The organism is Micrococcus sp. iso_26 (genome assembly GCF_056172975.1).
On sequence record NZ_CM149652.1, the window covers coordinates 1,474,226 to 1,487,077 of the forward strand.

At 66.4% G+C, this 12,852-nt stretch carries 17 protein-coding genes; 11 read left to right on the plus strand and 6 right to left on the minus strand.

The features are described 5' to 3' along the window. Positions 1-7: 7 nt before the first annotated feature. Together AC0VX0_RS06735 and AC0VX0_RS06740 are read left to right on the plus strand one after the other, a co-directional pair. Positions 8-562 (plus strand): TetR family transcriptional regulator C-terminal domain-containing protein, encoded by a 555-nt coding sequence (locus AC0VX0_RS06735; RefSeq protein ID WP_475451437.1) that lies wholly within the window; start codon positions 8-10, stop codon positions 560-562. Beyond that, entirely contained in the window at positions 559-921 is a 363-nt protein-coding gene (locus AC0VX0_RS06740) for an alcohol dehydrogenase catalytic domain-containing protein (protein WP_336638822.1), read from the plus strand. Before AC0VX0_RS06735 ends, AC0VX0_RS06740 begins: the two co-directional genes overlap by 4 nt. Positions 922-953: 32 nt before the next feature. On the opposite strand, the gene AC0VX0_RS06745 is transcribed toward AC0VX0_RS06740, so the two are convergent. Continuing rightward, a complete protein-coding gene (locus tag AC0VX0_RS06745) occupies positions 954-2,201 on the minus strand; it encodes an IS256 family transposase (RefSeq protein ID WP_020397262.1) in 1,248 nt (415 codons plus the stop codon). Positions 2,202-2,255: 54 nt separating this feature from the next. Between AC0VX0_RS06745 and AC0VX0_RS06750 the strand changes: the two genes are divergently transcribed. From AC0VX0_RS06750 to AC0VX0_RS06765, 4 genes are read left to right on the plus strand one after another with little or no spacing between them, the layout of a single operon-like run. Further along, positions 2,256-2,981: a zinc-binding dehydrogenase gene (locus AC0VX0_RS06750; RefSeq protein ID WP_475451439.1), complete on the plus strand. Its 726-nt coding sequence runs from the start codon at positions 2,256-2,258 to the stop codon at positions 2,979-2,981. A gap of 37 nt (positions 2,982-3,018) precedes the next feature. Next, positions 3,019-3,660: an SDR family oxidoreductase gene (locus AC0VX0_RS06755; RefSeq protein ID WP_020622159.1), complete on the plus strand. Its 642-nt coding sequence runs from the start codon at positions 3,019-3,021 to the stop codon at positions 3,658-3,660. Between the two features lie 12 nt (positions 3,661-3,672). Continuing rightward, on the plus strand, positions 3,673-4,626 hold the full coding sequence (locus AC0VX0_RS06760) for a TIGR03571 family LLM class oxidoreductase (RefSeq protein WP_020622158.1): 954 nt from the start codon (positions 3,673-3,675) through the stop codon (positions 4,624-4,626). Positions 4,627-4,673: 47 nt separating this feature from the next. Beyond that, positions 4,674-5,159 (plus strand): Dps family protein, encoded by a 486-nt coding sequence (locus AC0VX0_RS06765; protein ID WP_020622157.1) that lies wholly within the window; start codon positions 4,674-4,676, stop codon positions 5,157-5,159. Positions 5,160-5,239: 80 nt separating this feature from the next. On the opposite strand, the gene AC0VX0_RS06770 is transcribed toward AC0VX0_RS06765, so the two are convergent. Next, positions 5,240-5,650: a RidA family protein gene (locus tag AC0VX0_RS06770; RefSeq protein ID WP_043276424.1), complete on the minus strand. Its 411-nt coding sequence runs from the start codon at positions 5,648-5,650 to the stop codon at positions 5,240-5,242. A gap of 73 nt (positions 5,651-5,723) precedes the next feature. Here AC0VX0_RS06770 and AC0VX0_RS06775 point away from each other — a divergent pair, with 73 nt between their 5' ends. After that, on the plus strand, positions 5,724-6,101 hold the full coding sequence (locus tag AC0VX0_RS06775; protein WP_020622155.1) for a winged helix-turn-helix transcriptional regulator: 378 nt from the start codon (positions 5,724-5,726) through the stop codon (positions 6,099-6,101). 43 nt (positions 6,102-6,144) lie between these two features. Here AC0VX0_RS06775 and AC0VX0_RS06780 read toward each other — a convergent pair whose 3' ends face one another. From AC0VX0_RS06780 to modA, 4 genes are read right to left on the minus strand one after another with little or no spacing between them, the layout of a single operon-like run. Beyond that, positions 6,145-6,666: a hypothetical protein gene (locus AC0VX0_RS06780; RefSeq protein ID WP_020622154.1), complete on the minus strand. Its 522-nt coding sequence runs from the start codon at positions 6,664-6,666 to the stop codon at positions 6,145-6,147. A 37-nt stretch (positions 6,667-6,703) separates the two neighbouring features. Further along, positions 6,704-7,441 carry an ABC transporter ATP-binding protein gene (locus tag AC0VX0_RS06785; RefSeq protein WP_020622153.1) on the minus strand — a complete coding sequence of 246 codons (738 nt, stop codon included), beginning with the start codon at positions 7,439-7,441 and terminating at the stop codon, positions 6,704-6,706. Then, positions 7,438-8,244 carry an ABC transporter permease gene (locus AC0VX0_RS06790; RefSeq protein ID WP_020622152.1) on the minus strand — a complete coding sequence of 269 codons (807 nt, stop codon included), beginning with the start codon at positions 8,242-8,244 and terminating at the stop codon, positions 7,438-7,440. The genes AC0VX0_RS06785 and AC0VX0_RS06790 overlap by 4 nt, the downstream gene beginning before the upstream one ends. Further along, positions 8,222-9,010 (minus strand): molybdate ABC transporter substrate-binding protein, encoded by a 789-nt coding sequence (modA, locus tag AC0VX0_RS06795; RefSeq protein WP_024357651.1) that lies wholly within the window; start codon positions 9,008-9,010, stop codon positions 8,222-8,224. The genes AC0VX0_RS06790 and modA overlap by 23 nt, the downstream gene beginning before the upstream one ends. 173 nt (positions 9,011-9,183) lie before the next feature. On the opposite strand from modA, the gene AC0VX0_RS06800 reads away from it, so the two are divergent. The 4 genes from AC0VX0_RS06800 to AC0VX0_RS06815 are packed head-to-tail and all read left to right on the plus strand — an operon-like array spanning position 9,184 to position 12,826. Further along, positions 9,184-10,275 carry a ThiF family adenylyltransferase gene (locus tag AC0VX0_RS06800; protein WP_070709080.1) on the plus strand — a complete coding sequence of 364 codons (1,092 nt, stop codon included), beginning with the start codon at positions 9,184-9,186 and terminating at the stop codon, positions 10,273-10,275. Between the two features lies 1 nt (position 10,276). Beyond that, positions 10,277-11,467 carry a molybdopterin molybdotransferase MoeA gene (locus AC0VX0_RS06805; protein WP_043282517.1) on the plus strand — a complete coding sequence of 397 codons (1,191 nt, stop codon included), beginning with the start codon at positions 10,277-10,279 and terminating at the stop codon, positions 11,465-11,467. Beyond that, complete coding sequence (gene moaCB, locus AC0VX0_RS06810) at positions 11,464-12,420, plus strand: bifunctional molybdenum cofactor biosynthesis protein MoaC/MoaB (protein WP_043282516.1); 957 nt, start codon at positions 11,464-11,466, stop codon at positions 12,418-12,420. The genes AC0VX0_RS06805 and moaCB overlap by 4 nt, the downstream gene beginning before the upstream one ends. Then, the gene (locus AC0VX0_RS06815; protein WP_020628091.1) at positions 12,413-12,826 is read left to right on the plus strand and encodes a molybdenum cofactor biosynthesis protein MoaE; all 414 of its coding nucleotides are present in this window, start codon (positions 12,413-12,415) and stop codon (positions 12,824-12,826) included. The genes moaCB and AC0VX0_RS06815 overlap by 8 nt, the downstream gene beginning before the upstream one ends. The last annotated feature ends 26 nt before the right edge of the window (positions 12,827-12,852 follow it).

A 12,852-nucleotide genomic window follows, 5' to 3' on the forward strand; every position in this document is an offset into this window, starting at 1 on the left:
AAACCAGATGGCCAGCACCGGGCAGTTCCCGTGGCCATCACTGGGCAGTCCTCATGGCCGTCAGCGGGTCATTCCCTGGCCACCTATGGGCAGCTTTTCATGGCCGCTTACAGACGCGTTCGGATTCGAGGTGCTGCAACGGTATGCGGACTACTTCGCTCGCAAGCTCGACCGATGGCTGCTCGAAGAGGGGCCGTCGCCGCTGGAACGCCTGACGCGGTTCGTGGACGATGCCAAGGCCGGCATGGTACGGCATGACTTCGAACGAGGGTGCCTAGTCGGCAATCTCGGCCAAGAGGTCTCCACCCTCCCCGACGGCTACCGGGAAGCGCTCGAAGACGTGCTGCGCGACTGGGAACGTCGCGTCGCGGCGTGCCTGCAACTGGCCGCAGACGCAGACGAGATCCCGCCCGGCTCCGACTGCGACGAACTGGCGTCGTTCTTCTGGGTGGGTTGGGAAGGCGCGATCCTTCGCGCCCGCCTGACCCGCGACGTCCGGCCGATGGAAGTGTTCTTCGCCGGTTACCTCGCATCCGTCCGCATCCATCCCGGGAGAGCATGATGTTCAGCGCAATCTCCATCGACAAGACCGATGCCGGATACCAGGCAGCGCTGCGCGAACTCGATGAGAGTGAGCTACCTGACGGTGACGTCACGGTGCGCGTGTCGTACAGCGGCCTGAACTACAAAGATGCCCTCGCGATCACGGGAAAGGCTCCGGTCGTGCGTCGCTTCCCGATGGTGCCCGGGATCGACCTCGCCGGTGTCGTGGAACACAGCGACAGCCCCTCTTATGCGCCTGGCGACCGGGTGCTGGTGAACGGCTGGGGCATCGGCGAGACGCACTGGGGCGGTCTCAGCCAGCGGGCTCGCGTGAGTGCGGACTGGCTCGTGCCGGTCAAGTCCCTGGAAGTGGTGTAACCGTCTTCGAGGTTGTAGGGGGCTTGTACCTGTCAGGTCTGCAGGGTCGGCATCACCTCCGTGCTCATCACGGTCTCTTGCTCCGTGGTCAGGGGCTCACGGCACCGGGCGAGCAGTTCCAGGCCGAGATACCGGCGGCCTTCGGCCCATTCATCTGTCTGCTCGGCCAGCACGGCCCCGACCAGGCGCACCACGGCATCCCGGTTCGGGAAGATCCCTACCGCGTCCGTGCGTCGCCGGATCTCCCGGTTCAGCCGCTCGGCGGGGTTGTTCGACCAGATCTGGCACCACACGTCCCTCGGGAACGAGGTGAACGCGAGGATGTCCTGTCGAGCGGCGTCTAAGTGGGCGGCCACCGCGGGCAACCTGTCCTGCACGTAGTCCAACAGGCGCTCGAACTGGGCGTGCACGGCCGGCCCGTCGGGCTGGTCATACACGCTGTGCAGCATGGCCTTCACCGCCGGCCACATGCTCTTCGGGGTCACGGCCATCAGATTCGCCGCGTAATGGGTGCGGCAGCGTTGCCACACGGCCCCGGGCAGGTTCGCCGCCACTGCTTCCACGAGGCCGCGATGGGAGTCCGAGGTCACCAGTGCCACCCCGGCCAGCCCCCGGGCCACCAGGTCCGCGAAGAACTCGTTCCACCCCGCCCCGGACTCCGTGGTGGCCACCCTCAGCCCGAGGACCTCGCGGCGCCCGTCCGCGTTGACCCCGGTGGCGACCATGGCCACCGCGTTGACCACACGCCCGCCCTCACGCACCTTCATGGTCAGGGCGTCGGCGGCGAGGAACACGAACGGGCCGGCCTCGCCCAGCGGCCGGTGACGGAAAGCCTCGATGTGCTCGTCCAACTCCTGTGCCATCCGGCTGACCTGGGACTTCGAGAGCGAGTCGATGCCGAGCTGACGTACGAGCTTGTCCATGCGCCGGGTCGAGACCCCGGCCAGGTAGCAGTCCGCGACCACGGTGATCAGTGCGGACTCGGCCCGTTTGCGGCGCTCGAGGAGCCATTCGGGGAAGTACGTGCCGGCCCGGAGTTTGGGGATGGCCACATCGATCGTGCCGGCGCGGGTGTCCAGGGGTCGGTGCCGGTAGCCGTTGCGCTGTGCGGTACGGCTCTGGGAGGCCTGGCCGTACTCGGCGCCGCAGACCGCGTCCGCGTCGGCGGAGAGCAGTGCGTTGATCACGGTCTGCAGCAGGTGGCGCAACAGGTCTGGGGAGGCCTCCCCGAGAGCTTCGCGCAGCAGGCGTTCAGGGTCGACAATGTGTGGAGCGGTCATCGTGGTGATGTCCTTTCGAGAGTGCTGTGGAAGGTTCGCTCGAAGGCTCCCACGGTGACCGCGTCCGTGAAGGGGACGGTGTTGGCGACCGGGGAGGGTTACACCACTATCAGGGACTCAACTCTCGTGCCGGTTCCTGATGCGATCTCGGAGCGGCAGGCCATGTCGATCGGCACGGCCGGATACACGGCCATGCTCTCCCTCATGGCCCTCGAGTCGCACGGCCTCACCACTGATTCGGGTGACGTCCTTGTCACGGGCGCGAACGGTGGGGTCGGCGGGTTCGCGATCGCGCTGCTGGCACGCGGCGGCTACTCGGTCGTTGCGTCGACCGGCCGTCCCGTTGAAGCCGATTACCTGCGCCGCCTTGGCGCCACGACGATCGTCGACCGGACAGAGCTGTCGGGGCCGGGCCGGCCGCTCGGCAAGGAACGCTGGGCGGCTGCGATCGACTCCGTCGGTAGCCATACCCTTGCGAATGCCTGTGCCGGGACGAAGGCGGGCGGCGCCGTCGCCGCATGCGGGAACGCACAGGGCATGGATCTGCCCGCCACTGTCGCACCGTTCATCCTGCGCGGGGTGAGCTTGCTCGGCATCAACAGCGTCACCCAGCCCCGCGACAAGCGCGTCGCAGCGTGGAACCGCCTGGCCGACGAGCTCGACCTGGACTTGCTGCCCGCGATGAGCCGCGAGGTCGGCCTGAGCGAGGCCCTCTCCGTTGCCGATGACCTTCTGGACGGCCGCATCCGCGGCCGGATCGTCGTCGACGTGAACCGCTGACCATCCCCCAAGACCACACAAACGAAAGAGGAAGACCATGACGAAGATCACCGTGCTCGGAGCGGGCGGACGTATCGCAAGACACGCCATCGCCGCGCTTCTCGAGGAGCCTGCCAACGAGCTGACCCTCTACCTGCGTCGCCCCCAGAGCCTGCCGGATGCTCCCAGCGACCGCGTCCAGATCGTCGAGGGCGACGTGCTCGACAACGAACTCCTCACACGCACCGCCACGGGACAGGACATCGTCTACGCGAACCTCGGCGGAGGCGACATCGAAGCTCAGGCCCGCGCCGTCGTCGCAGCGCTGACCGCCGCGGGAACACGACGGTTGATCTGGATCTCCACCCTCGGCATCTACGACGAGGTGCCCGGTGAGTACGGCAAGTGGAACCACCGGATGCTCGACGGCGGATACCTGCAGACGTACAGCGCCGCCGCGAAATTGATCGAGGAGTCCAACCTCGACTACACGATCATCCGTCCCGCGTGGCTGTCGGACGCCGACGAGGTCGACTACGAGCTGACCCAGAAGGGCGAGCCCTTCCAGGGCACCGAGGTGTCCCGCAAGAGCGTCGGCGCGCTCGTCGCCGAACTCGTCAAGAACCCGGCCGACAGCATCGGCGCCTCGCTCGGCGTGAACAAGCCCGGCACCGACGGCGACAAGCCATCCTGGTACTGAACGGAGCATGCCATGACCGCTTTGGACACGCTCACCGAGAACGGCTTGTCCCTCGGGATCGAGCTGCCCCTGGACAACGATCTCGCCCGACGAGACGTCTCCGGTCAGGGACTCTTCCCTGACCTGACCCGGCATCAGGAGCGTGCGCAGCTCGCCGACCGGCTCGGGTTCCGGGCGCTCTGGCTGCGGGACGTGCCGATGTGGCGACCGCGTGACTTCGGCGACGCCGGACAGGTCTTCGACCCCATCCCCTACCTCGGCTACCTCGCCGCATCGACCGAGCACATCCTGCTCGGAACAGCGGGGATCGTGCTCCCCTTGCGGCATCCAGTCGCGCTCGCGAAGGAAGCTGCAACCGTGGATGTCCTCTCCGGTGGGCGGCTGCTGCTCGGCCTCGCCTCGGGCGACAGGCCGGGTGAGTACCCGTTCTTCGGAGTCGATTTCGATCGTCGGGGAGAGACCTATCGCGACGGTGTGCGCGTGCTGCGTGAGATCTGGTCGCAGGCGGCGCTGGGCCGGATCGATCAGGACTCGTTCCTGCCCGCCCCTGCGGACGGGACGATTCCACTGATCGGGATCGGTGGCGCGCAGCAGTCTCCTGCGTGGGCGGCAGAGCACCTCGACGCGCACATGACGTACCACCGTGCAGGTCCGCAGATGCGCGCCGTCGCTGCGCAGTGGCGGGCGATATCGCTCAAGCCGTTCATGACGAACCTCTACCTCGACCTCGCGGAGAACCCGGACGCTCCCTTCGAGCCGATCCGCCTCGGTGCACGGGTCGGCACCACCGGTCTCACCGATTACCTCACCGGACTGGCAGCGGCAGGGGTCGTGCACGTCAACCTCGTGCTGCGGCCGGGACGACGAGACGTTGAAGACGTCATGGAGGAGATCGGACAAGACGTCATCCCCGCCCTCCGAGCCCGAACCGCATCAGAGCCAGCCGGCGCAGACATCCGATCGTGACCGAATCCACCGAAACAAGAAACAAACGAGCAGGGAGAACGATTGATATGAGCAGCACAGACACCATCGCCACGACTGCGAGCGACCCGACAGCGGTTGTCGCGACCGCGCAGTTCCTTACCCCCGTCGTACTCGGCCTTCAGGGGCTGACCATCAACGCCAAGCAGGCGCACTGGCACGTGCGTGGCTCGAACTTCGTCGGCGTCCACGAGTTGCTGGACACCATCGCAGGCAACGCCGGCGAGTTCGCCGACGCGGCAGCGGAACGCATCGTCGCCCTCGGCCTCCCGCTCGACGCCCGCGTCAGCGCGGTCGCCGAGAAGAGCTCCGGGACAAGCGTCCCGGCCGGCTTCGCGAACTCAGACGACCTCGTGCACGCGGTGATCGCAGACATCGACAGGCTCCTCGCCGACGTCCGCGCAGCGGTCGATGGCCTCGACGGCATCGACCTGACCAGTCAGGACGTCGCGATCGAGATCCAGCGAGGTCTCGACAAGGACCGCTGGTTCCTCGTGTCTCACATCGCAGCCTGACCGACCTGCCAAAGCGGCGCCTCTCACCGGTCCGGTGAGAGGCGCCGCGCGCACTACGTGGTGCAGTCGGACAACACGGGCTAATCGAGGATCGCGGTGACTTCGAGCTCAACGAGAACGTCCGGCTCGAAGAGGTAGTCGACCCCGATCAGGGACGCGGGCGGCAGGGGCTGAGGCAGCTTCAGCTCCTCAGCGACCCGAGCGATCCCGTCCATGAAAGGTGCGATCTTCTCGGGCTCCCATTCGGTGACGTAGAAGGTCAACCGAAGCGCATCGTCGAAGGATGCACCCGCGCCTGCGAGCGCACGAGCTGTGTTGCGGAGAACCTCCGCGACCTGACCCGCGAGATCGTTGATCGCGATGGGCTTTCCTTCCGCACTACGGGCGACCTGGCCGCTGATATGCACGTGACGCGTGCCGGTGCCAATGGCGACGTGATCATACGGCGTTCCTGGCTGGAGACCGGCAGGACTGAAGCGTGTGACTGGCATAGAAGGTCCTCTTCGTTGGTGGTTTACTATTGATACTTGGTAGTTGAAGGACACTTCAAGGAGACCTGGTTTCATGGCCGATACCGACGCCGTATGCGAAAGCGAGCTGCGTATCGCGACGCCGCATCGCGAGCTGCTCGACCAGGTGCTCGACAAGTGGTCACTCAGCGTGCTCAACGAACTGTGCGAGCGACCCTGTCGGTTCAACGAGTTACGGCGTGCGATTCCGGGAGTGACGCAGAAGTCCCTCACGGCGACGTTGCGTCGGCTGGAGCGAAACGGAGTCGTGCAACGCCGAGTCATCAGCACGCGGCCGGTGGCCGTCGAGTACGGGATCACCGCCTTGGGCAAAACGTTGCGCGGGCCGATTGACGCGCTCGTCGCCTGGGCAGATGAGCAACTGCCGAACATTGAACGCGCACGCATCGCCTTCGACGAAGACGAACAGTAGACGTCGGGACATCTTTCCCCTCGCGACCAAGCAAGAGCGCGGCTCAGCTCTCTGTCGGATGTTCAGGCTTTGCGCCTTCTCTGTCTCCCATGACGGCGTCCACCATGCCCATCGTCGCGTCGAACTGCGTCATGACCAGCGCCGCTGTGCTCGCGAAGCCGCACGCGAGAAGGATGAGCAGCGAGGGAACGAACTCAGTCGGATCGGGCACCCAGCCTCCCAATGTCCATGGCAGGACCATGGCGATGACGATGCCGGCGCTCGAGAGCCATTCGTTCACGAATAGAGCGCGTGAGGAGCCGGACCCGCCCCTCGCGAGGATACGACGTCCTGTTTCCACTGTCATCGCTACCAGGAGGATGCCGAGGACGATGAAGCTCAGCGCGCCCCAGAGCGGATCAAGCGACGCGAGCACGAGCGGAACAAGGAGCGGAATGGAGTAGGCGGTGAAGACCCAGCGGACCGACGAACGGAGATACCGGTCCGCAGCCTCCGACGCTGCGAGTCGGCGGTGCATCTCCGAGTCGATGTAGAAGAACACGCCCACGATGAACGTGCCGAGCATCGTTCCCGATACTCCGGCGAGCCCCAAGAGGAAGTCATCATCCGTACCTGACATCGTCTGCGTCCCTTCTTCCCTGGGCACCTGTGAAGCGGGCAATCCATGCGGTCGCAGGATTTCGTGCCAGATCGGCGAGGCTTCCTCGCTGCGTGATGCGCCCTGCCTCAAGGACGATCACCTCGTCAGCGAGCACCTCGACGTCTTCACGGTCATGTGTGACGAGGATCGTCGGACCGGCGAACTGGCGGAGACGCAGACCGAGGTCGGCACGCACTTCATCCCGGAACTCCACGTCCAGCGCCGCGAGCGGCTCGTCGAGGAGCAGTGCCTTCGGCTCGGATGCGAGGGCACGGGCTAGCGCTACACGCTGAGCTTGCCCGCCGGAGAGTGCACTGGGGTATCTCTCTGCCAGGTCCGCCATTCCGAAGCGAGACAGCCAGGGGTCTGCGCTGCGCCGGGCGGCGGACCAACGCCCACCGCGGACTTTGGCTGAGAAGGCGACGTTCTCGCGCACCGTGAGGTGAGGGAAGAGGAGCAGGTCTTGGAACATGACGCCGATCCTTCGCTGGTCAGCAGGAAGACCGGCCAGATCCTTGTCCCCCAGTCGAATCGTGCCGTGGGACTCGGTGAAGCCTGCGATCGCCGCGATGGCGCTGGACTTTCCGGCACCGTTCGGTCCGACGACGGCGAGCACACTTCCGGGATCCGCTTTCAGCTCCACGACTACGTCGAAGGCGGGGCGTGGGATACGTGCGGAGACGGTGAGCTCGAAGGTCATGCGGTGCCTGGCAGCCATCGGTCGCGGAGTGCGAGGAGCACACCCAGTGATACCGCGAGCAGGACGAGTGCGAGGGCGATCGCGGTGTCGGGGTCCGAGTTCATCGCGAGGTACGACGCGATCGGGAGTGTGCGCGTCACGCCGGGGAAGGAGCCGGCGAACGTGATAGTCGCGCCGAACTCGCCGAGCGCGCGGGCGAAGCACAGCACGGCGCCCGCGGCGATTCCAGGCGCGGTCAGCGGAACCGTCACGAGGCGGAAGATCTGCCACGGGCTGGCGCCCAGGGAGGCGGCGGCTAGTTCGCTGCGGCGGTCCGCTGATCGCAGCGCGCCTTCGACGGCGAAGACGAGGAAGGGCATCGCGACGAAGGTTTGCGCGAGCACAACGGCACCGGTGGTGAAAGGAATAGTGATGCCGACCTGCGTGAGCCATTGCCCGAGGATGCCTCGCCGTCCCAGCAGGAGAAGCAACGCAATGCCGCCGACAACGGGAGGCAGTACCAGCGGGATAGTGATCGCCGCCCGCAAGAGGCGGCGCGGCAGGACCTTCCAGTGAACGGAATGGCTCAGCAGGACGGCTAGCGGGATACCGAGGATGAGACTCAGGCCGGTAGATAACGTCGCCGTGAGTAACGAGAGCCCGAGCGCCTGCAGTACCTCTTGCCGAACGAAGAGTTCGCCCAGCTGGCCCCATGGTGCACGCAGGATGAGTCCGAGCAGCGGGAGAACGAGCAGCGCGAGACCGATCACCCCGAGGGCGAGGATGACCGGCTGCCGGCGTTCACGGGGCCGCGAAGCCTGCATGCTCGAAGACCTGACGTGCCTCATCGGAGCGGAGGTAGTCGATGAACGCCTGTCCTGCGTCGGGGTTCGGTGCCTCGGCAAGAAGGGCGACCGGATAGTTGTTGATCACCTGCTGCGCCTCAGGCACATCGATGCCTTCCACCGCGCTCCCTGCTGCGACGACGTCGGTCACGTAGACCAGTGCGGCGTCGGCCTCACCCAGAGAGACTTTCGTCAGTGCGGCACGCACGTCCTCCTCAAGTGTGTCCGGTTGGGCCTGAACACCAGCAAGGTCGAGCAGGGACTGCGCTGCGGCTCCACACGGCACCGCGGTGTCGCACAATGCGATTGTCAGCTCAGGCCGTGCGAAGTCGGCGAGACCGGTGATCCCTGCAGGGTTCCCGGCGGGAACCGCGATCTGCAGCGTGTTCGTGACGAGCACTTCCGGATCGGCGGCCAGGCCTGCGTCGACAACAGACTGCATCGTCGCCTCATTCGCTGAGAAGAACACGTCCACCGGGGCACCGGAGACGATCTGCTCGGCGAGCGCCGACGATCCGCCATAGCTGGCGACCACGTCGACATCTGCGTTCGCGTCCTCGAACCTCTCGGCGAGGACGTCGATCACGTCGGTCAAGGAGGCTGCGGCCAACACTGTCACCGTTCCGGAGGTCATGTCGTCCTTGCTTGCCCCGACATCCGATTCGTCGCTTCCCGTGCCGGGCGATGAGCATCCAGCGAGCAGAAGGAGCGCTGCGGCTGCCGCAAGGAGGGAGGGGGCACGCACGACAGGAACTCCTCTGAAAGACGGTCGGTCAGGCGAACGAAGTTGCCGACCTGTCTCAAGCCTCCCGTAGCCGAGGTCGTGAGAATGGCCTGCGACTGCTGGGCTTTGTCTGCTCTCTGCTGTCTCGCCGCTTCCGACCTCACCCGCTGGGACCGGCTCCCTAGCCTGAAGGCATGCCGGTCAATCCGCTCTCTCCGACCTTTCAGAGGCAGCGCGTCCTCACGGGCTTCGGCGTTCCCGCTCAGGAGCGTCTTTCGAGAGCGCATGTGCTCGTGATCGGCGCGGGTGGGCTGGCCAGCACCCTGTTGCCGGTCCTTGCTGCCGCAGGCGTCGGCAGCCTCACGATCGTCGATGACGACACTGTCGCCGAATCGAACCTGCACCGGCAGACGATGCACACGCCCGGCGACATCGGTCGCAGCAAAGCGGTCTCAGCCACCATAAGGCTCGCGTCGCTCGCTCCTGATGCTGAGCTCCGCGCCGTCGAGGGGCGTTTCGACGCCGTGACAGCCGAGGGTCTGCTGCACGGTGTGGACGTGCTCGTCGATGCCAGCGACAACCCGGCAACAGTGATGCTGGCAGACCGTGTTGCTGCCGAACGCGGCATTCCGCTCGTGTGGGGGTCAGCACTGGGGTACGCCGGCCAAGCAGGCGTGGCATGGGATGCCAGAGGCACCGACTACCGCGACTTGTTCCCGCATGGTCCGGACTCCAGTGCGGACACCTGCGACATGATCGGCGTGCTGCCGAGCGTATGCGCCGTCATCGGGGCGTTCATGGCGACCGAGGCACTCAAGCTCCTCACCGGCATCGGAGAGCCGTTGATCGGCCGGGTCGCCGCGTACGACGCACGCACCGGCCGCACCCGCGAGATCGCCTACCGGCGCGACGAGTCCGCCCGTGCCGCAGCGCAGAACATCGAGACCACTCCGCTGTCATCCGACGATCAGAACGCCGTCTCGCCCGAGGAACTGCGCGACCTGCTCACAGCTTCCTTCCCGCCGCTGCTGATCGACGTACGCGAACCGTGGGAGGCCGACATCGCAGCGATCCCGGGAAACGTGCTGATCCCCTTGACCGAACTCCCTCGCCGGGCACCAGAACTCGACACCGGTCACCCCATCGTGCTGTACTGCCACCGCGGCACACGCTCACGCCAAGCGCTCGATCAGCTCCTCCAACTCGGATTCTCCGATGTGCGGCACCTCACCGGAGGCATCGATGCCTGGGCTGTCCGCATCGACCCCACGGCGAGCAGGTACTGACATGCCCCGCACATCGGTCGCTGAGCACACGGCCCGAGTCCGCACCCTCCTGAACGCCGTGAGCCAGCGCCCCGTCGAGCAGGTCGCCCTGTCTGACGCGCTAGATCGGGTGCTTGCCCACCCCATACGGACTCCGATAGATCTGCCCCCGTTCCGGAACTCACAGATGGACGGCTTCGCCGTCCGTACGGTTGACCTCGCGCGGACGCCAAGCAGTCTGCCGCTGCGCGGTGCGATCCCCGCTGCTCCTGGCACACCTGGGCCGCTTCGCCCTGGCCATACCGTCCGGGTCATGACCGGTGCGCCGATCCCCGACGACGCCGATGCGGTCGTCCCTGTCGAACACGCCACCGTCCAGGGAACGACAGTGACGTTCACGCGGAAGCCGGACGTCGGAGAGTTCGTGCGTGAAGCCGGCTCTGACCTCGCGGTCGGTGAGCCTCTGTTGTCTGATGGATTCCGGCTCGCTCCTCGCCACCTGGCGGCGCTCGCAGCTGCGGGAGTGGCGTCCGTCCCCGTTCGCTCACAGGTACGTGTCGCAGTGATCTCGACCGGAAGCGAGCTGGCCGCTCCCGGTGAGCTTCTGGCTCCCGGCCAGATCTACGACGCCAACGGCCCCGCACTCGCCGCAGCGGTACGAACCGCCGACGCCCTCTTGGTCGATGAGCATCGTGTCGTCGATGACACGGCCGCGTTCGCGCGCGCTCTCGACGCGTCGTGTGCGGCGGGAGCCGAGATCTTGCTCACCAGCGGGGGCATCTCGGCAGGCAACTACGAAGTCGTGAGGGAGCTTCTGGAGCCGCTCGGGGCGCACGTCGATACTCTCGCGATGCAGCCGGGCGGCCCCCAAGCCACTGCCATCTACAAAGGCGTTCCCATGGTGTGCTTCCCAGGCAATCCCGTGTCCGCGCAGCTGTCGTTCATGCTCTTCATCGAGCCGGTCCTCCGTGAGGCAGCAGGACTGCACGCGCGACAGCCCGAGCCGCGGACCCTGGCCGAGCCCCTCACCTCTGTCGCCGGGAAACGGCAGTTCCGCCGTGGTGTGGGGTTGCCTGGAGGCCGGGTGGCACCGGTTGGCGGCCCTTCCTCGCACCTTGTCGCCGCCATGGCGGCATCCGACATGCTCATCGATGTCCCGATCGATGCCGTCACCCTCGACATCGGGACACGCGTGGAGACCTGGAATCTATGAACGAACTGCCGCACCTCGACGATCACGGCCGATCGCGGATGATCGACATCGGCGGGAAGGCGATCACTCGGCGCACGGCGATCGCGACCGGCCGCCTCGACACGACACCGGCGGTGCTGGAACTGCTCGCCGCCAACCAGCTGCGCAAAGCAGACGCGCTCCCGACAGCGCGGGTCGCGGGCATCCAGGGCGCCAAGCGCACCAGCGAACTTGTACCCCTCGCGCACACATTGCCCCTGGAGTCCGTCACCGTGGACTTCGAGCTCAGCACCTCATCGGTGGAGATCCGGGCCACGGTCGCAGCGACGGCGAAGACTGGGGCCGAGATGGAAGCCCTCACCGCCGTCGCCATCGCCGGTCTCGCTCTGCACGACATGATCAAGTCCGTCGATCCGGCCGCCGTGCTCGGAGACATCCACCTCATCGAGAAGACCGGAGGAAAGCGCGGGCACTGGGTTGCAGGCGCATCCGTGCCCGCAGACCACGGACAGGCGGTCGTGATCGTCTCCTCAACGAGCACCGCGGCCGGTACGCGCGAGGATCTCACCGGTCCGGCAATCGCAGGCTGGCTTCGCGACCACGGGTATCAGCCAGACGAGCCCGTCGTTGTCGCTGACGCGGATATCTATCAGGCGCTCACGGATGCTCTCACCAGCGAGCCGGTATTGATCGTCACGACCGGCGGCACCGGGGTGCATCCCGAGGACCGCACCCCCGAGGCGACGAGCGCGGTGATCGAGAGAGCACTTCCCGGCATCGCCGAGGCCATCCGTGCAGCGGGCCGCGCGGCGACGCCGACAGCCTCGCTCAGCAGGGCGCTTGCAGGGATCGCCGGACGCACGATCGTCATCAACCTGCCTGGATCGCCACGCGGCGTGGAAGACGGCCTCATCGCACTGGAGCCGCTCTTGCCACACCTGCACGACCAGCTGGCCGGCGGCGGACATGCCTGACCCGATCGGTTTCGTCACCGCTGCTCCGCTGGACAAGACGCAGCTGGAAACACGGATACGCAGTAGGAAGAACGGGGCGGTGGTCACCTTCGAAGGCATCGTGCGCGACCATGATCACGGAGAGGACGTCGGCTCTCTCGACTACGAGGCGCACCCCGACGCGGAACGAATCCTCATCGACGTGTGCACGAGGATCGCTCAAACCACGGACTGCGATGTCGTCGCCGCTCACCGCATCGGTCACCTCGAGATCGGCGACGTCGCACTGGTCACGGTCGTCGCCGCCCCGCACCGGGCAGAGGCGTTCGCCGTCTGCGGGAACCTCGTCGACGCGATCAAGGCAGAGGTTCCGATCTGGAAGCACCAGCACTTCACCGACGGCAGATCGGAGTGGGTGGGGTTGTAGATACACCGCACGACCTAGCGAACCCG